18 protein-coding genes are annotated in these 18699 nt (G+C 60.7%); 6 read left to right on the forward strand and 12 right to left on the reverse strand.

Annotated elements, in window-relative coordinates:
- Nucleotides 1-24 precede the first annotated feature (24 nt).
- The 4 genes from GOQ28_RS17380 to GOQ28_RS17395 are packed head-to-tail and all read left to right on the forward strand — an operon-like array spanning nt 25 to nt 3663.
- On the forward strand, nt 25-780 hold the full coding sequence (locus tag GOQ28_RS17380; RefSeq protein WP_160357341.1) for an SDR family oxidoreductase: 756 nt from the start codon (nt 25-27) through the stop codon (nt 778-780).
- Nucleotides 781-786: 6 nt separating this feature from the next.
- On the forward strand, nt 787-2310 hold the full coding sequence (gene lysS / locus GOQ28_RS17385; protein WP_160349602.1) for a lysine--tRNA ligase: 1524 nt from the start codon (nt 787-789) through the stop codon (nt 2308-2310).
- 17 nt (nt 2311-2327) lie between these two features.
- The gene (locus GOQ28_RS17390) at nt 2328-2645 is read left to right on the forward strand and encodes a hypothetical protein (RefSeq protein WP_160349603.1); all 318 of its coding nucleotides are present in this window, start codon (nt 2328-2330) and stop codon (nt 2643-2645) included.
- 43 nt (nt 2646-2688) lie between these two features.
- Nucleotides 2689-3663 carry a Bug family tripartite tricarboxylate transporter substrate binding protein gene (locus tag GOQ28_RS17395; RefSeq protein WP_160357342.1) on the forward strand — a complete coding sequence of 325 codons (975 nt, stop codon included), beginning with the start codon at nt 2689-2691 and terminating at the stop codon, nt 3661-3663.
- Between the two features lie 103 nt (nt 3664-3766).
- On the opposite strand, the gene GOQ28_RS17400 is transcribed toward GOQ28_RS17395, so the two are convergent.
- The 11 genes from GOQ28_RS17400 to uvrB form a co-directional block, all read right to left on the reverse strand.
- Nucleotides 3767-4657 (reverse strand): methylglyoxal synthase, encoded by an 891-nt coding sequence (locus tag GOQ28_RS17400; RefSeq protein ID WP_160349605.1) that lies wholly within the window; start codon nt 4655-4657, stop codon nt 3767-3769.
- 157 nt (nt 4658-4814) lie between these two features.
- Nucleotides 4815-5009 (reverse strand): Fe-S cluster assembly protein IscX, encoded by a 195-nt coding sequence (gene iscX / locus GOQ28_RS17405; protein ID WP_160349606.1) that lies wholly within the window; start codon nt 5007-5009, stop codon nt 4815-4817.
- Nucleotides 5009-5350, reverse strand: a complete 342-nt coding sequence (fdx, locus tag GOQ28_RS17410; protein ID WP_160349607.1) for an ISC system 2Fe-2S type ferredoxin — start codon at nt 5348-5350, stop codon at nt 5009-5011. The genes iscX and fdx overlap by 1 nt, the downstream gene beginning before the upstream one ends.
- Nucleotides 5351-5353: 3 nt before the next feature.
- Nucleotides 5354-7273 carry a Fe-S protein assembly chaperone HscA gene (gene hscA, locus GOQ28_RS17415; RefSeq protein ID WP_160357343.1) on the reverse strand — a complete coding sequence of 640 codons (1920 nt, stop codon included), beginning with the start codon at nt 7271-7273 and terminating at the stop codon, nt 5354-5356.
- A gap of 64 nt (nt 7274-7337) precedes the next feature.
- On the reverse strand, nt 7338-7847 hold the full coding sequence (gene hscB / locus GOQ28_RS17420; protein ID WP_160357344.1) for a Fe-S protein assembly co-chaperone HscB: 510 nt from the start codon (nt 7845-7847) through the stop codon (nt 7338-7340).
- Nucleotides 7848-7849: 2 nt separating this feature from the next.
- Nucleotides 7850-8173 (reverse strand): iron-sulfur cluster assembly protein IscA, encoded by a 324-nt coding sequence (gene iscA / locus GOQ28_RS17425; protein ID WP_160349610.1) that lies wholly within the window; start codon nt 8171-8173, stop codon nt 7850-7852.
- Between the two features lie 2 nt (nt 8174-8175).
- Nucleotides 8176-8601 (reverse strand): Fe-S cluster assembly scaffold IscU, encoded by a 426-nt coding sequence (gene iscU / locus GOQ28_RS17430; protein WP_160349611.1) that lies wholly within the window; start codon nt 8599-8601, stop codon nt 8176-8178.
- Between the two features lie 30 nt (nt 8602-8631).
- Nucleotides 8632-9843 carry an IscS subfamily cysteine desulfurase gene (locus tag GOQ28_RS17435; RefSeq protein WP_160349612.1) on the reverse strand — a complete coding sequence of 404 codons (1212 nt, stop codon included), beginning with the start codon at nt 9841-9843 and terminating at the stop codon, nt 8632-8634.
- Nucleotides 9844-9858: 15 nt separating this feature from the next.
- On the reverse strand, nt 9859-10395 hold the full coding sequence (iscR, locus tag GOQ28_RS17440; protein ID WP_160349613.1) for a Fe-S cluster assembly transcriptional regulator IscR: 537 nt from the start codon (nt 10393-10395) through the stop codon (nt 9859-9861).
- A gap of 234 nt (nt 10396-10629) precedes the next feature.
- Nucleotides 10630-11121, reverse strand: a complete 492-nt coding sequence (locus tag GOQ28_RS17445) for a low molecular weight protein-tyrosine-phosphatase (protein ID WP_160349614.1) — start codon at nt 11119-11121, stop codon at nt 10630-10632.
- A 268-nt stretch (nt 11122-11389) separates the two neighbouring features.
- Nucleotides 11390-13411 carry an excinuclease ABC subunit UvrB gene (gene uvrB / locus GOQ28_RS17450; protein ID WP_160357345.1) on the reverse strand — a complete coding sequence of 674 codons (2022 nt, stop codon included), beginning with the start codon at nt 13409-13411 and terminating at the stop codon, nt 11390-11392.
- Between the two features lie 78 nt (nt 13412-13489).
- Here uvrB and GOQ28_RS17455 point away from each other — a divergent pair, with 78 nt between their 5' ends.
- Nucleotides 13490-14692: an amino acid aminotransferase gene (locus GOQ28_RS17455; protein WP_160357346.1), complete on the forward strand. Its 1203-nt coding sequence runs from the start codon at nt 13490-13492 to the stop codon at nt 14690-14692.
- Between the two features lie 385 nt (nt 14693-15077).
- A complete protein-coding gene (lexA, locus tag GOQ28_RS17460; RefSeq protein ID WP_160349617.1) occupies nt 15078-15770 on the forward strand; it encodes a transcriptional repressor LexA in 693 nt (230 codons plus the stop codon).
- 272 nt (nt 15771-16042) lie between these two features.
- Here lexA and lon read toward each other — a convergent pair whose 3' ends face one another.
- The gene (lon, locus tag GOQ28_RS17465; protein ID WP_160357347.1) at nt 16043-18505 is read right to left on the reverse strand and encodes an endopeptidase La; all 2463 of its coding nucleotides are present in this window, start codon (nt 18503-18505) and stop codon (nt 16043-16045) included.
- Between the last annotated feature and the right edge of the window lie 194 nt (nt 18506-18699).

An 18699-nucleotide genomic window follows, 5' to 3' on the forward strand; every position in this document is an offset into this window, starting at 1 on the left:
TCCCACCCATCAGGAGACCAGCGCATGACCGATACCATTGCAGTCCTCACGGGCGCGTCACGCGGCCTGGGCGCGGGCTTGGCTCGCGGCCTGCTGCGCAAAGGCACGCGCCTTATCACTTTAGCGCGCCGCCCCGATGCAGAATTGCAATCGCTGGCCGCGCAGCACGGCGTGGAACTCGAACAGATCGAGGTCGACCTGTCCGATCTGCAAGCCGCAGGCGAAGTCGCCGAACGCGTGTGCGCCAGTCTGCCTCGTGATGCGAAACGCTATCTGCTGATCAACAACGCCGGCACCGTCGAACCTGTCGCCTCCGCCGCAAAGCTGACCGATGGCGCCGCCATCAACGCCGCCTTCACGCTAAACGTATCGGCCGTCATACTCCTGACCGCGCGTTTCGTCGCGGCGGTGCAAGACCTGGCCGCGGATCGCCGGGTGCTAAATATCTCTTCCGGCGCGGGCCGCAACCCGAACGCCGGCTGGGGCGTCTATTGCGCCACCAAGGCCGCGCTCGATATGTACACCCGCGTGCTGAAGCTCGAACAAGGCAACAGTGGCGTGCGCACCGTCTCCCTGGCCCCCGGCATCGTCGATACCGGGATGCAGGAAACGATCCGCGCCAGCGACCCGGAGAACTTCCCGGCGCTCGCCAAATTTCAGGAATACCACGCCACTGGCAAACTGGCCGCGCCCGCTGACGTCGCCGCCCGTATCCTGGCCTACCTAGACCGTGACGATTTCGGCAACACCGAAATCGACGACATTCGAAATTACAACTGATTCACCATGACCGACCACACGCCCGCCGCCCCGTCCGCCCAAGATGAAAACCGCTTGATCGCCGAGCGGCGCGGCAAACTAGCCAAACTGCGCGAAGCCGGGGTGGCCTACCCCAACGACTTCGTGCCCGACGCACGCGCCGCCGACCTGCACGCCCGCTACGACGACCAGGAGCAACAGGCCCTGGTGGACGCCGGCATCCAGGTCAAGGTCGCCGGCCGCATGATGCTCAAGCGCGTCATGGGCAAGGCCAGCTTCGCCACCGTGCAAGACAGCACCGGCCGCATCCAGATCTACCTGGAACGCGGCACGCTGGGTGAAGACGTCTACGCCGCCTTCAAGCAATGGGACATCGGCGACATCATCGCTATCGAAGGCTCGGTCTTTAAAACGAACAAGGGCGAGTTGTCGATTCACGCTACCGCCGCGCGTCTCTTGTCCAAATCCCTGCGCCCGCTGCCCGATAAATTCCACGGCGTGGCCGACCAGGAATTGCGCTATCGCCAGCGCTATGTCGATCTCATCATGACCGAGGCGACGCGCCGCACCTTCGAGGCGCGCAGCAAGGCCATCGGCAGCATTCGCCAGGTCATGTTGGATTCCGGCTTTCTGGAAGTCGAAACGCCGATGCTGCATCCCATCCCGGGCGGCGCGGCGGCCAAGCCTTTCGTCACGCACCACAACGCGCTGGACATGCAAATGTACCTGCGCATTGCCCCCGAGCTCTATCTGAAGCGCCTGATCGTCGGCGGCTTCGAACGCGTCTTCGAGATCAACCGGAACTTTCGTAACGAAGGCGTGAGCCCGCGTCACAATCCCGAATTCACGATGATGGAGTTCTACGCGGCCTACGTGGACTACCGCTGGCTCATGGACTTCACCGAACGCGTGATCCGCGAAGCCGCCATCGCCGCCACTGGCAGCGCCGTGCTCACCTATCAAGAACGCGAACTCGATCTGTCCAAGCCGTTCGACCGTCTGACCATCTGCGAAGCGATCCTCAAATACGCCCCGCAGTACACCCAGGCGCAACTGGACGACGCCGACTTCGTGCGCGGAGAACTCAAACGCCTGGGCGCCGATGTGAATGGCCCCACGCTCTCACGCGCCGGTCTGGGCGCACTGCAACTGGCGCTCTTCGAGGAAACCGCCGAAGCGCTGTTGTGGAATCCGACTTACATCATCGACTACCCCGTCGAAGTGTCCCCCCTGGCCCGCGCCTCGGACACGCGCCCGGGCATCACCGAGCGTTTCGAGCTGTTCATGACAGGCCGTGAAATCGCCAACGGCTTCTCCGAGCTGAACGACCCCGAAGACCAGGCCGACCGTTTCCGCGCCCAAGTCGAAGCCAAGGACGCCGGCGACGAAGAAGCCATGTACTACGACGCCGACTACATCCGCGCGCTCGAGTACGGCATGCCTCCGACCGGCGGCTGCGGCATCGGCATCGACCGTCTCATCATGTTGTTGACCGACAGCCCCACGATCCGTGATGTGCTGCTCTTCCCGCACCTGCGACGCGAAGACTAACCGAGGGCCCGGCCGCCATGCTCGTCAAAATACTGATCATCGCGGCCTTTATTGGTCTCATCCTCTACGTCGTTCTACCTAAGCGACGCATTCCCCAAGCCCCAGCCGTACCCGCTCGCCGCGGGCGGCTGGTGTTCAGCTTGCTCAGCAGCGCCGCGCTGCTCTTCATCATTCTCGCTCTCTTCTGCCTGATGCTTTGGCTGGGCGGCGCGACCAGCGCCATCTCCGGTAGCGGCGAGGTGCTTAGCGGCAATGGACTATTGCGTATCGCCGGCGTACTCGGTATCTTGGCGCTCATTTGCGGTATCACGGCCTGGATTAAGCGGCCGCGCTAAAAATTCGAATTGCAAAACGCATCCCTCCAGAGGAGACACCTCAATGAAGCCGTTGTTGGGCATTCTCGCCCTTAGTTTGTCATCCGTTTGCGTCACGGCGCCGGCTGTTGCACAGACCAGCACCTTTCCCGATCGCCCCATTAAGATCGTAGTCCCCTTCCCGCCTGGCGGATCGACCGATGTGCTGTTTCGCATGATTGGCCCGCGCTTGTCCGAACGCCTCGGCCAAACCGTCGTCATCGAGAACAAGCCCGGCGCGGCTGCCACGGTGGGCGCCGACAACGTGGCCCGCTCCAACCCCGATGGCTACACATTGTTGGCCGCCTCCGCGCACCACACCATCGCGCAGGCCGTGCTGCCCACGCTCAACTACCGCATCGACAAGAGCTTCGCACCCATCGGCACCGTGGCCATGGTCCCGAACCTCGTGGTCGTCAACAGCACACTGCCCGTTGAAGACATCGACCAACTCGTCGCGCATACCAAGATTGATCCTGGCCGCTATAACTACGGCTCCGCGGGCCCGGGCACGGCGCACCATCTGATCGGGGAAATGTTCAAGCAACGCACTGGCGCACAGCTCACGCACATTCCCTATAGCGGCAGCGCTCCGGCCGTCACGGGCTTACTGTCGGATCAAGTACAGGTGATGTTCGACACCGTCCCATCGGCGCTGCCCCATATCAAGAGCGGCAAAACGCGCGCGCTGGCCACCACCACGGCTCGACGCTCCACGGCTTTACCCAACGTGCCGACGTTACAGCAAAGCGGCCTGGAAGGCTTTGATGTCGGCACCTGGATGGGCTTGGTCGCGCCCGCTGGCACCCCGCCCGAGGTCGTGGAACGCTTGAATCGTGAAATGGTCGCGGTCGTGAACGATCCCGCTGTTCAACAACAGCTACTGAACCAAGGCATCGAACCCGATCCCAGCACGCCCGAAGCGCTGCAACAGCGTATCGAACGCGAAGTCCGTCAGTTCGGCGATCTGGTCAAACAGGCCAAGCTAAAAGTCGAATGAGGATCTGACCAGGTTCTTTGCATGCTCGTTGCGTCGAGCATGCAAAGACGTCACCTCATCGCAAGACGCTGCACCGTCGCTAGACGATACTCGCCGCCTAACCCTACTTCATCGCTTGACGCTTACGCACCGCCTCGGCCCACCGGCGCGCCACCGAGGGCGACGTTGCGCACGTCGCATGCGCGGTCACGACGCGCACCGCGCGTTCCAGCAATTGAATATCTGCTTCATGTTGACGCGCGACATGCGGATCCTCGAAGAAGATCACGCGCTGGCACTGATATTCCAACACCAGTTCGGCGATCTGCGCATCGCCGCCAAGCGGCCCGCTCAGATAACGCGTCACCCAGGGCGTATCCTTAGGCCAGCCCTTCGACCAGGCCAGCTCGTTCAAACGCCCACCGGTCGTGCCCGTCGCGACACGTCGCGCATACTGCGACAGCAGATCGAAATGCTCGTCCGCAAACGCCACCATTTCGTCTTTGAGCGCATCGTGAGCGATCATGGCCAGCGTTTGGCCTTCAAAATTGAAGTAACGCGACAACGCCGGATCGGGTGCCAATCCCGCCAACACACGCTCCACCTCGATCCATTCAATCGCGCCCGCCAGCGTCGAAATAAACGGCCGTCCATGCGTGATGCACTGGCGCTTCAACGCCAACGCTTCCGGGAAAATCGAAGACGGGTCCACGGGGTCAATCAGATAGATCGCGCCATCAAACGGCGCTTGTCCGTCACGACCCTCCGTCACACGCGCCACGAGCTTCATCAATCCGCCCTCACGCCCATACGGATACCGGACCAAGCCTTTATAGCCTTGCAGCATGCCTTCCCGAATAATCGCGTCATGGGTGCGTCCCACCGTATGCAGCTCGATCCCCATCTCGCGGATCGAGGCGCCGGAGGCGCGCAACCACGTGAACAGCGCCGCATCCGGCGTTTCATGATGAAGTCTGTTGGCCGCCAGGCCAAATCGCAAAGCAGGCGCAGTCATAAGGGTCAAATCATTCAGCTAATCGAACCTGAATCATATACCGCCAGAAACACAAAACCCCGGTTCGGAACGCATCCGATACCCGGGGTTATTCGTTGATGGCCCACGCGAAAACTGCGCGAGAGGCTTCAACCCATCATTGCCGACCCAAAGCGACTCATTCGGCCTCTTCGATCCACGCCATTTGAATGGCTTCCAGAATCTTCTCGCCGCTGCGCCCGGGCTCATCATCAAAATCAGGCAAAGCCATGACCCATTCACGCAGCTGCGTGAAGCGCACGGTCTTCGGATCCACGTCCGGATGCGCATCCACCAGCGCCGCCGCGATTTCGTATGTGTCGACCCACTTCATCAATGTGCCTCTTTCGCGTGATTGATCGTGTACTTGGGGATCTCGACGGTCAAGTCCTTATCCGCAATCATGGCCTGACAGGATAACCGCGATGTAGAGCTCAGGCCCCAGGCCTTATCCAGCATATCCTCTTCGTTATCGGACGCATCCTCCAACGAAGAAAAGCCCTCGCGCACGATAACGTGACACGTCGTGCAGGCGCAGGACAGCTCGCACGCGTGCTCGATCTCGATGTCGTGATCGAGCAGGACACGGCAGATCGACTTGCCCTGCGGTGCGTCCTCGATGACGGCACCCTCGGGGCACAGTTCCGGGTGAGGTAATACAGTAAGTTTAGGCATAACTCAGGCGATTTCGTCTAGTTTACGGCCGGCCAGGGCGGCGCGGATCCCGCGGTCCATACGGCGCGCGGCAAAGTCTTCAGTCGCGTCCGACAGCGCTTGCACCGCCGCGCGCACCACGTCGACGTCGTCGGCATGCTGCGCCGCCGCGGCTGCCGCCAGACGCTCGTCCACCAGCGCCCGTTCGGTCTCGTCTAACAAATCCCCGTCCGCCGCCAGCGCGGCCTGTACGGATTCCACGAGCTGGCGCGCTTCCACCTGTTGCTCACGCAGCATACGGGCACGGGCATCGCTATCGGCCTGCGCCACGCTATCGGACAACATGCGGGTAATTTCGTCGTCCGACAAGCCATAGGAGGGCTTGACCGACACCGAAGCTTCTACACCGGTACTCTGCTCGCGCGCAGTCACGCTCAGCAGCCCATCGGCATCCACTTGGAACGTGACGCGAATACGCGCCGCGCCCGCCACCATGGGCGGAATACCACGCAATTCAAATCGGGCCAACGAACGGCAGTCAGACACCAAATCCCGCTCGCCCTGGACCACATGCACGCTCATCGCGCCCTGGCCATCCTTGAACGTGGTGAACTCCTGCGCACGCGCGACCGGAATGGTGCTGTTGCGTGGAATGATGCGTTCAACCAGCCCGCCCATCGTTTCCAGGCCCAGCGACAGCGGCGTCACATCGAGCAGGAGCCAGTCTTCACCCGGCATGCGATTACCCGCCAGCAGGTTCGCCTGCAGCGCGGCACCCAATGCCACGACTTCATCAGGATTCAGATCCACCAGCGGCTCGGTGCCGAAGAATTCCGCCACCGCACGCCGAATCACCGGCATACGCGTCGCGCCGCCAACCATGACGACACCTTTGACATCGGCAACCTTCAAGCCCGCATCGCGCAACGCGGCGCGAGCACGATCCAGGGTGCGGCGCACCAAGGGCTCGGCCAGCGTTTCAAACGCACCACGGGTGACCGTCACGTTGAGCTCACGGCCATCTTGCAGTGAGACTTGAAGCGATGCACTGCCGGCATCTGACAACGCCTCGCGCGCCGCGCGGGCCGCAACCAACACGGCGCGGCGATCAGAGGGGGCCAATGCTCCCAGCGCGCCGGCACGGCCTGGTGCAGGCGCGTCGGCAGCCTCCGCATCGGCGGCTTCGCCGGACAACGACGCCACGGCAAATTCGCCAATGGCCCAATCAAAGTCGTCCCCACCCAGCTCCGTATCGCCGCCGGTGGATACCACTTCGAACACGCCCTTGGTCAGACGCAGGATCGACACGTCAAACGTGCCACCACCGAGGTCGTACACGGCATAAGTGCCCTCGGCAGCTTGATCCAAGCCATAGGCGATCGCGGCCGCCGTCGGCTCGTTGAGCAGACGCAGTACATTCAAACCCGCCAGACGCGCCGCATCGCGCGTCGCCTGCCGTTGCGCATCGTCGAAATAAGCCGGCACCGTAATCACGGCGCCCACCAAATCATCGCCCAACACGTCTTCCGCGCGCTGGCGTAACTTTGCCAACACCTGCGCGGAAACTTCAACCGGGCTCAGCTCGCCTTGCACCGTGCGCAACCGCACCATGCCAGGAGCATCCACGAATTCATAAGGCGCGCCACTGGCTCGCGCCTCATCGAGCGAACGCCCCATGAACCGCTTGACCGACACAATCGTATTGAGCGGATCAGCCGCCTGCTGCGCCAGCGCCTCGCGGCCGATCGCGACCCCGCCATCCGCAAAATAACGCACGGCGGAGGGCAGCAACACAGCCCCCTCCTCATCACGCAACACTTCGGCCGTGCTGCTACGCACCGCCGCGACCAGGGAATTGGTGGTTCCCAGATCGATACCTACCGCCAGTTTGCGTTGGTGAGGGGCCGGCGATTCGCCAGGCTCGGAAATCTGCAATAAGGCCATGTATATGCTTTGAATCGGTTAACGCACCCGCGGCGCGGGCGTCGCGGCGCCGCCAGGCAAACCGCTAATGTGAGGATACGGCGTCAAGTTCCTGCGCGATTTTCTCGATGAACATCCATTCGCGCACTTTGCCGCCAGCGGTGGCGTAGTCCTGTTGCTCGTCCAGCAAACGGGTCAGCGTCTCGCGCATCTGCGCGCGCGCCTCGTCAAGCTCGCCCTTCAACGCGGCCTGCGCCTGCGCATCGTCGCGCGCATCGTCCAACATCTCGCGCCACTGCATCTGCTGCATCAGAAACGACACATCCATGGACGTATTGCTTTCCGTTTGCAGATCAACGCCATGCTGCTCGCACAAGTAACGCGCGCGCGATAACGGATCGCGCAACAGCCGATAGGCTTCGTTCGCCCGCGCGGCCCATTGCATGGCAACGCGCCGCTCGGCCGGGCTGGCCGTGGCGAAACGGTCCGGATGCACCTGCGCCGCCACGGTGCGCCAAGCACTTTCGAGTGCCTGGGCATCCATGGCGAATCGCGCCGGCAAACCAAACAAGCTGAAGTGATCGTCTGCCGCCAACGTTACACCGTGAACGACTCGCCGCAGCCGCAGGTCGCCTTTTCGTTAGGGTTACGGAACTTGAAGCCTTCGTTCAAGCCCTCGCGAGCGTAGTCGAGCTCCGTACCTTCCAGGTACGCAAAGCTCTTGGGATCGACGAAGACCTTTACTCCAAAACTCTCGAAGACCATGTCTTCCGACGCCGGCTCATCCACGTACTCGAGCTTATACGCCATGCCCGAGCACCCCGTGGTGCGCACTCCCAGGCGCAAGCCCACACCCTTGCCGCGCTTCTGCAAATAGCGTTCTATGTGCGAGGCGGCCTTTTGAGTCAAGGTCACCGCCATATTCACCCCGCTGTCGCAACAGCAGCCGCGTCATCCTTGGCGGAAGCAACGGCATGCTTGTTCTTGTAATCCTCGACCGCCGCCTTGATCGCGTCTTCGGCCAGGATGGAACAGTGAATCTTCACCGGCGGCAAGGCCAGCTCTTCGGCGATCTGGGTATTACGAATGCTCAGCGCCTCGTCCAACGATTTGCCTTTGACCCATTCCGTCACGAGCGAGCTCGACGCGATGGCCGAACCGCAGCCGTAGGTCTTAAAGCGCGCGTCTTCGATAATGCCCGACTCGTTGACCTTGATCTGCAACTTCATTACGTCGCCACAGGCCGGCGCGCCCACCATGCCGGTACCCACCGAGGTGTCGCCCTTCTCGAACGCACCCACGTTGCGGGGGTTTTCGTAGTGGTCCAGAACTTTATCGCTGTATGCCATGATGTTTCTCCCGTATCTTTGTCGTGGCGCTCAGTGAGCAGCCCATTGCACACTGTTGAGGTCGATGCCTTCTTGGGCCATCTCCCACAGCGGCGACATGTCGCGCAATTTACCCACGCGGCTCTTGATCAATTCGATCGTGAAATCGACTTCCTGTTCCGTCGTAAAGCGACCCAGCGTAAAGCGGATCGAGCTGTGCGCGAGTTCGTCATTACGACCCAGCGCGCGCAACACATAAGACGGCTCCAGGCTGGCCGAGGTACATGCCGATCCGCTGGACACCGCCAGCTCTTTGATCGCCATGATCAACGATTCGCCTTCGACGTAGTTAAAGCTCACGTTGAGGTTATGCGGCACGCGGTGTTCCATGCTGCCGTTCAGATAGGTTTCCTCGATCTGCGACAGACCAGCCCACAGGCGATCGCGCAGCATGCGCACGCGTTCGTTCTCGGTGCCCATCTCTTCGCGCGCCAATCGGAAAGCCTCGCCCATACCGACGATCTGATGCGTAGCCAGCGTGCCCGAACGGAAACCCCGCTCGTGACCGCCGCCGTGCATTTGCGCTTCGATACGCACGCGCGGCTTGCGGCGTACGTACAAGGCACCAATACCCTTCGGACCATACGTCTTGTGGGCCGAGAACGACATCAGATCGACTTTCAGCTTTTGCAGGTCGATCGCGACCTTGCCGGTGGCTTGGGCCGCGTCGACGTGAAAAATGATGCCCTTTTCACGGCAGATCTCGCCGATCGTTTCGATATCCTGGATCACGCCGATTTCGTTATTGACCATCATCACCGAAACCAGAATCGTGTCGGGGCGCAGCGCGGCCTTGAACACATCCAGATCCAGCAAACCGTCGTCACGAACGTCAAGGTAAGTCACCTCAAAGCCCTGACGCTCGAGTTCACGACAGGTATCCAGTACCGCCTTGTGTTCGGTCTTGACCGTGATGATGTGCTTGCCACGCTCGGCGTAAAAGTTCGCCGCGCCCTTCAATGCCAGGTTGTCAGATTCGGTCGCGCCCGAGGTCCAGATGATTTCGCGCGGATCCGCGTTCACCAGCTTGGCCACTTCGTTACGCGCGTTTTCGACGGCCTCTTCCGCGTCCCAACCGAACGCGTGGCTACGCGAGGCCGGGTTGCCGAAATTGTCATACAACCAAGGCACCATCTTTTCCACCACGCGAGGATCGACAGGCGTGGTAGCGGAGTAATCGAGATAAATGGGACGAGTAGTCATGAATGATGCTCCTGCTTATAGGGTGGCGCCGGCGGCGGCGACAGAGGGGGTGGCCACGGCGTCGCCTGCCCCGCGCTCCACTCTGACAGTGGAGCAGCCTTGGGCCGCCTTGGAGGCCTCCTGCAATTGGCGCAGCCGTTGCTGATCGACCAGATCTTGCAGGGAAACGGAATCCAGGTAGTCGACCATCTTGCGATTCAGCGTGGTCCAGAGCTCGTGCGTCATGCACTTACCCGACTTGCCGTCGCGCCCGCTGGTACAGTCGCGCTTGCCCCCACAGCTGGTCGCATCCAGCGGCTCATCGACTGCGAAAATGATGTCGGCGACCGTAACGTTGCGCGCCAGACGGGCGAGCGAGTAGCCGCCGCCGGGGCCGCGTACGCTATCGACCAGCTCATGACGACGCAGTTTGCCGAAGAGCTGCTCGAGATACGAGAGCGAAATATTCTGGCGCTGACTGATCGCCGCGAGCGTTACCGGACCGCTGTGCTGCCGCATGGCCAGGTCGATCATCGCGGTAACCGCGAAGCGCCCCTTAGTTGTGAGCCGCATGGTGCATTCCTGTGGAAACGTGCTGGCGCCCAAAGCCGGGCGGCCAATACCTGAGTGATTAGGTCAAGTATAGCAAATTCCTGACTAAATCGCTAGGTCTTCTTGTTGCCTGGAATAACACCGGAGGCGCGGAGCGAGACCCCTCGCCGTTCAGCGCGTTGCGCGCCGCCTACTCACAAAAAACCGCGCCTGAGCGCGGTATGGAAAGCCGGCCATGGCCGGCGATGATGATGATCAGGCTGCCTGATATTGCGTAGCCCGCTTGCGAACCAACTCGAGCACACCTTGACAGGAGTCTTCCAGGTAGTCGAGGACCTTGCCAAAACCGTCCAATCCGCCATAATAGGGGTCAGGAACGGTAGCTTCTTCGAACTCATTGGCAAAGCGCATCAACAGCATCAGCTTATGCTGATAGACTTTCGGGCATTGCTGTTGCAACGCGGACAGATTGTCCCAGTCCATTGCCAGAATGAGATCGAAATCGCGGAAATCCTCGGCGGTCACCTGGCGCGCTTGGCAGTGCGAAATGTCGTAGCCACGCTTACGTGCAGCCGCCTGAGCTCGGGCGTCAGGAGCCTCGCCAATGTGATAGGCGTGCGTAGCTGCGGAGTCCACGTGGACCACGTCGCCCAAACCGGCATCGTTCACCATATGGCGAAAAACGCCCTCTGCGCTGGGTGAGCGGCAGATATTACCCATGCAAACGAAAAGTACCTTGGTCATCATGGGTGTAAGTCTGAGGGAAAACCCGGAATATGGCAAGAGTTTTTTCTGTGGCGCAGCCCAGGAAACGGGCCGCCAGAACTCTCATTTTGTGCCGATACTTCAGGCACTTACAGCGCGTTTTCGGCGTAGAAATCAGGTTTGTAACGGCGACCGGACAGTAACCGCCATTAAACGCTTTTGCGGCGCAACAACGACATTTAGTTTTCGCTGCGGCGCCCACTCGGGCCCCGTACAGGGCCCCTGAAGACCACCGCCGGCCGCCCTTGCATCATCCGCCTAATATCAGGCGCTGCTTGAGGGCCGTCAACGCATCGCGCGCGGCCGCCGCCTGTTCGAACTCCAGATTCCGGGCGTGATCCATCATGAGCTTCTCGAGCCTACGGATCTCCTTGGCCATCGCTTTCTCGTCCGTCAAGATTTCGGTGTTAACGGGTGTCTCCAACGCTTCCTCGCGGGCCGGGGCCACAATGCCGTCGATCAGTTCGCGCACGGCCTTGTTCACGCCCCGCGCGGTGATACCGTGATCGGCATTGAACTTCAACTGCTTCTCGCGTCGGCGCTCGGTTTCGTCCATGGCCTTGCGCATCGAAGCCGTGATCTGATCGGCGTACAAAATGGCATAGCCATTCAAATTTCGCGCCGCGCGTCCGATCGTTTGGATCAAACTCCGTTCGGAACGCAGGAAGCCTTCTTTATCCGCATCGAGGATCGCCACCAAGGACACCTCAGGAATGTCCAAGCCTTCCCGCAAGAGGTTGATGCCGACGAGCACATCAAAAGTCCCCAGGCGCAGGTCACGGAGGATTTCGACCCGTTCGACGGTGTCAATGTCGGAGTGCAGATAGCGTACGCGGATACCGTGCTCGGTCAGGTAGTCCGTCAGATCCTCGGCCATGCGCTTGGTCAGCGTGGTCACAAGCACCCTTTCCTGCTTGGCCACGCGCAGTTTGATCTGGCCCAACAGATCATCGACCTGGGTACGTGCCGGGCGCACTTCGACGATCGGATCGACCAGACCGGTGGGACGCACGACCTGTTCGACGACGTTGTCCGCATGCTCTTGCTCATAGGCCGAAGGCGTCGCAGAAACGAAGACGCACTGACGCATGCGGGCCTCGAATTCCTCGAGCTTGAGCGGCCGGTTATCCATGGCGGAAGGCAGGCGAAAGCCGTATTGCACCAGGGTTTCCTTGCGGGCGCGGTCACCACGGTACATGCCGCCAAGCTGCCCTATCGTTACGTGACTCTCGTCGATGAACATCAGCGCATCGGCGGGAAGGTAATCAATCAGCGTGGGCGGCGGCTCGCCGGGGCCGGCCCCCGACAGGTGGCGGGAATAGTTTTCGATCCCTTTGCAAAAGCCTAGCTCCTGCAGCATTTCCAGGTCAAAGCGCGTGCGTTGCTCGAGGCGTTGCGCTTCGACGAGCTTGCCTTCGGAGGTAAAGAACTTCAGGCGTTCGCGCAGTTCTTCCTTGATGGTTTCAATCGCACGCAGGACCGTGTCACGCGGCGTCACGTAATGCGAACCCGGGTAAACGGTGAAACGCGGCACTTTCTGGCGCACACGGCCCGTGAGCGGATCGAACAGCTCCAGGGTTTCAATTTCGTCGTCGAACAGCGTCAGGCGCAGTGCAAGCTCCGGGCTTTCCGCCGGGAAGATGTCTACGGTTTCGCCGCGTACACGGAAAGTGCCCCGGGTGAAATCGGCATCATTGCGCGTGTATTGCATGGCCACCAGGCGCGCCAGAATCTCGCGCCGGGAAATGCGGTCACCCGAGCGCAGAATGAGCACCATGGCGTGATAGTCGCCGGGGTTACCGATACCGTAAATGCACGATACCGTGCCCACGATCACGGTGTCGCGGCGTTCCAGCAGGCTCTTGGTCGCCGACAATCGCATCTGCTCGATGTGCTCGTTGATGGACGAATCCTTTTCGATGAACAGATCGCGCGTCGGCACATAGGCCTCGGGCTGGTAGTAATCGTAGTACGAGACGAAATACTCGACGGCGTTCTTCGGGAAGAACTCGCGCATCTCGGCGTACAGCTGCGCGGCGAGCGTCTTGTTTGGCGCCAAGACGAGCGCCGGGCGGCCCAGACGCGCGATGATGTTCGCCATCGTATAGGTCTTGCCCGAACCGGTGACGCCCAGCAGCGTCTGGTACATGAGCCCGTCGCGGATGCCTTCGGTCAACGCCTCGATGGCCGTCGGCTGGTCACCGGCCGGCGGATAAGGCTGATAGAGGTGAAACGGGCTGTCGGGAAATTCGACGAATCCAGGAGCTGTCATGCTAGACTGTCTCTCAGGGTAAACCCCCCATTATCCATAGCACTGCTTGTTGCGTCTATCTCTCCTTAGCGAACCCTCATGAGCTCTCTTTTCGATTCCGTCGAACTTGCGCCGCGCGACCCCATTCTGGGCCTGAACGAACAGTACAACGCCGATCAGCGTCCCGGGAAAGTCAACCTGGGCGTGGGCGTGTACTACGATGACGACGGTCGCATCCCCCTGCTGAACGCCGTCCGTAAGGCCGAAATCGCGCGTATTGAAGCCGCCGCCGCGCGTGGCTATCTCCCCATCGAAGGTATCGCTGGTTACAACAAGGGTGCGCAAACGCTGCTGTTGGGCGCGGATTCCAAGCTGGCGGCCGAAGGCCGTGTGCTGACCGCCCAGGCACTGGGTGGTACGGGCGCGCTGAAAATCGGCGCCGATTTCCTGCGTCAGCTGCTGCCGCAATCCAAGGTTCTGATCAGCAACCCCAGCTGGGAAAACCACCGCGCCCTGTTCGAGCGCGCCGGCTTCCCGGTGGACACCTATGCGTATTACGATGCCGCGACGCACGGTCTGGACTTCCAAGGCATGCTGGCTTCCCTGCAAGCCGCGCCGGAACAGACGATTGTCGTGCTGCACGCTTGCTGCCATAACCCGACCGGCGTGGACCCCACGATCGAGCAGTGGGAACAGATCGCTCAGGTCGTGAAGGCACGCAATCTGGTGCCGTTCCTGGACATCGCCTACCAAGGCTTTGGCGCCGGTCTGCAAGAAGACGCCGCCGTGGTCCGCATGTTTGCCGATCTCGGCCTGACGATGCTGGTCAGCTCGTCGTTCTCGAAGTCGTTCTCGCTGTATGGCGAGCGCGTCGGCGCCCTGACGGTCGTCGCTGGCAACCAAGACGAAGCCAAGCGCGTGCTGAGCCAACTCAAGCGCGTCATCCGTACGAACTACTCGAACCCGCCCACCCATGGCGGCACGGTAGTTTCGTCGGTGCTGAACACGCCCGAGCTGTACACCCTTTGGGAAGAAGAGCTCGCTGGCATGCGCGATCGTATTCGTCTGATGCGTCAGCAGCTGGTCGAAAAGATCAAGACCGCGGGTGCGACGCAAGACTTTAGCTTCGTGCTGCAACAGCGCGGCATGTTCTCGTACTCGGGTCTGACCTCGGCGCAGGTGGATACCTTGCGCGAAGAGCACGGTATCTACGCGGTGAGCAGCGGCCGTATCTGCGTCGCGGCGCTCAACAGCCGTAACATCGATACGGTGGCGAAAGCCATTGCCGCGGTGATCAAGTAAGCATTGCGTCACATAGATCGAGGCACGCGCGAACGCTGCCTCGATCGAGAAGGCCCCTCCCCAAGGAACTGTCGCAACGGGTCGGACGAGAATCCGACCCATTGCAAGCTGCACCGATCCCAAGAAGTCGGATGAATGTCCAACTTTTGAAGTGCAGCTCAGGACAGAGAAAGCGGAGGGGCTTTTTTGGCCGGTTTTGGCGGATCACGTTCATTCAGTGCCGTACCCGATCGGGTCGAAGCTGAATGCTACCCCGGACGATTAGGCGACACAGCGCTCGCGGGCCCCCAGCGCCACGCCCTCGCAATGCGGGCGACTTGCAATTTCTAGCCGTCTCGTCCAGAATCCTGACTGTATATTCATACAGTCCACGCGGATCATTGCCATGGCTACCAAACTCACCGCTCGCCAACAGGAAATTTTGACCCTAATCCGGCAGACGGTGGCACGCACCGGTTTCCCCCCCACGCGCGCCGAGATCGCGCGCGCATTGGGATTTCGTTCGCCCAACGCCGCCGAGGACCATCTGAAAGCCCTGGCGCGTAAAGGCGCGATCGAGCTGACGGCAGGCGCCTCGCGGGGCATTCGGTTGATCGAATCGGTCGAGACAGCCACCGCCGCGCGCGAGAGCTCGTCAGCGGCCGCTGCTGCCTCCACGTTGGTGGGCATGGCGACGGAAACGATTACGCGGTTAATGCTGCCCCTGGTAGGACGCGTGGCCGCAGGCAGCCCCATCCTGGCCGCCGAGCATGTGGAACGTGAAGTCGGCGTAGATCCGGGGTTGTTTGCGCAAACGCCTGACTATTTGCTCAAGGTTCGCGGCATGAGTATGCGCGATGCTGGGATCTTGGAAGGTGACCTGCTGGCCGTCAAGCGCGTTGCCGAGGCACGCAATGGCCAGATCGTCGTGGCGCGCCTGGGTGACGACGTGACGGTCAAGCGCCTACAGCATCGCCAGGGACACATCGAGTTATTGCCCGAGAACCCGGAATTTGAGCCGATTCGCGTCGATGGCACGCAAGAGTTTGCGCTGGAAGGCATTGCCGTCGGCCTGATCCGTACTCACGCATTGCACTAAAGAATATAGTTGTCGCGCTAACGCTTCAGGTGCGATGTGTCTGGACCTGTAAGCGCGGGGCATGGCGCAACGTGAAGTAGTCTGTGCTATCGAAGGAACGCCCCAAATTCCCATAGGAATTCAGGGTCTAGTCTCGCCATAACGAAGCGAAGACCCGTTGCCGCCGAACACAAAAGCCCGCGGCTGCAGTCGTATCGACGTCTGCAGCCGCGGGCTTTTGTGCAGCAGTGTTACTTACAGGCGCCCTTACGGACGCCCGCTGGTTGCCGCGATCAGTGCTTAATCACAGGATCAGCCGTCGCACTGGAGCTTTCCGCAGCTTTCGCTGCCAGAGGCTCCTTTACGACTTCGTCCTCGGCCAGGGGCTCTGGCATGCGCTCGAGCGCCAGTTCCAAGACCTTGTCGATCCAGCGCACAGGAATGATTTCCAGCTGGTTTTTGACGTTGTCCGGGATCTCCGCCAAGTCTTTGACGTTTTCCTCGGGGATCAGCACGGTTTTGATGCCACCACGGTGAGCAGCCAGGAGTTTTTCCTTTAGCCCGCCAATCGCGAGGACTTCCCCGCGCAGCGTGATTTCGCCCGTCATCGCCACATCTGCCCGCACGGGAATGCGCGACAGGGCCGACACCATGGCCGTGGTGATGGCGATACCGGCCGATGGACCGTCTTTAGGCGTGGCGCCTTCGGGCACGTGGACGTGCATGTCACGCTTTTCAAAGACGGTATCGGCAAAGCCCAAACGGCGCGCGCGCGAGCGCACGACCGTGCGGGCCGCCTCGACCGATTCCTTCATCACGTCGCCCAGCGAGCCGGTACGCTGAATCGCGCCCTTGCCTGGCATGTCCGCGACTTCGATGGTGAGCAGATCGCCGCCCACTTCGGTCCAAGCGAGTCCTGTCACCTGGCCGATCTGGTTTTCCTTCTCGGCCATACCGAACGAATAGCGGCGCACGCCCAGATATTTGCTGAGGTTGTCCGCATCGACGTGCACGGGGGTGACGGGCGAAGATGCTGCCTTGCCAGACGCCTTGGCTTCGTCGGCTTGAGCGAGCAGTTCCTTAACGACCTTACGGCAGATCTTGCCCACTTCGCGCTCGAGGGCGCGCACACCGGCTTCGCGGGTGTAGTAGCGAACAATGTCACGCAAAGCTGAGTCATCCACCACCAGTTCGCTTTCCTTGACGCCGTTGTTCTTCATGAGCTTCGGCAGCAAGTGATCGCGTGCGATATGGATTTTCTCTTCCTCGGTGTAACCCGACAGACGGATGACCTCCATACGGTCCAGCAGCGCGGGCGGAATATTCAGCGTGTTGCTGGTCGCCACGAACATCACGTCGGACAAATCGAAGTCGACTTCGATGTAGTGATCCTGGAAGGTGTGGTTTTGTTCGGGGTCGAGCACCTCGAGCAGCGCGGACGCGGGATCACCACGGAAGTCCATGCCAAGTTTGTCGATCTCGTCGAGCAAGAATAAGGGATTGCGCACCCCGACTTTGCTCATGTTCTGCAAGATCTTTCCGGGCATCGAGCCGATATAAGTGCGACGGTGGCCGCGAATCTCTGCCTCGTCGCGCACACCGCCGAGCGCCATCCGCACGAATTTGCGGTTGGTCGCACGCGCGATGGACTGACCCAGCGAAGTTTTACCCACGCCCGGAGGGCCAACCAGACACAGGATCGGTGCCTTGACCTTGTCGACGCGCTGTTGCACGGCCAGGTATTCGACGATGCGTTCTTTGACCTTTTCAAGACCGTAGTGATCGTCGTCCAACACTTTCTCGGCGTTGCCGATCGAGTTGTTGATCTTGCTTTTCTTTTTCCAAGGCAGGCCGATGAGCGTGTCGATATAGTTGCGCACAACCGTCGCTTCGGCCGACATGGGCGACATCAGCTTGAGCTTTTTCAGCTCGGCGTCGGCCTTCTTGCGCGCATCCTTCGGCATATGCGCCGCGATGATTTTCTTTTCGAGCTCTTCGATGTCGGCGCCTTCCTCGCCCTCGCCCAGCTCTTTCTGGATGGCCTTGACCTGTTCGTTCAGGTAGTAGTCGCGCTGCGACTTCTCCATCTGCTTTTTGACCCGGCCGCGAATGCGTTTTTCGACCTGGAGGATGTCGATTTCCGTTTCGAGCTGGGTCAGCAGGCCTTCCAGGCGCTCGGACGTGGCCAGCACCTCGAGCATGCTTTGCTTTTGCTCGAGTTTGAGCGGCAAATGCGCGGCGATGGTGTCGGCCAGACGGCCCGCGTCGTCAATGCCCGCCAGCGAAGTGAGAATCTCGGGCGGAATCTTTTTGTTCAGTTTGACGTACTGCTCGAACTGCGCGACGATCGCGCGGCGCAAGGCTTCGGTTTCAGAGCTTTGCGTGACGTCGAGTTCTACCGGTGTAACACGGCAAACAAAATGGGTTTCGGCGTCATCGATCGTATCGATACGCGCGCGCTGGGTGCCTTCGACCAGAACTTTGACGGTGCCGTCGGGCAGTTTCAACATCTGCAGGATGCTTGCGACGCAACCGATTTCGTAGACGTCTTCGGGAGTCGGATCGTCCTTGCCGGCGGATTTCTGCGCGACCAGCATGATGCTCTTGCCCGACTCCATGGCGACTTCCAGCGCTTTGATCGAGCGAGGACGCCCGACAAACAGCGGAATAACCATGTGCGGGAACACCACCACGTCGCGCAACGGCAGCAGCGGCAGATCGATGGGTTCAGAAGGCAGGGTCTGGCTGGCAGACATATCGGATTCCTTGATTTGACTCGGCGTAGTGAAAAGCGGACGCCAGGCAAACCCAGCTATCCTCGTCATCACGTCTCATATGGGAACAATAGCCGAAAATTCAAGCTATCGTCGTGCAGAGGGGCAGCAAAACACAAAAAAACCCGTTACAAAACGGGTCATTTGCCTACTCAGCGGCCGGCTGCGTCACAGTG

Source organism: Bordetella sp. 02P26C-1 (genome assembly GCF_009763255.1).
Classification (GTDB): Bacteria; Pseudomonadota; Gammaproteobacteria; order Burkholderiales; family Burkholderiaceae_B; genus Bordetella_A.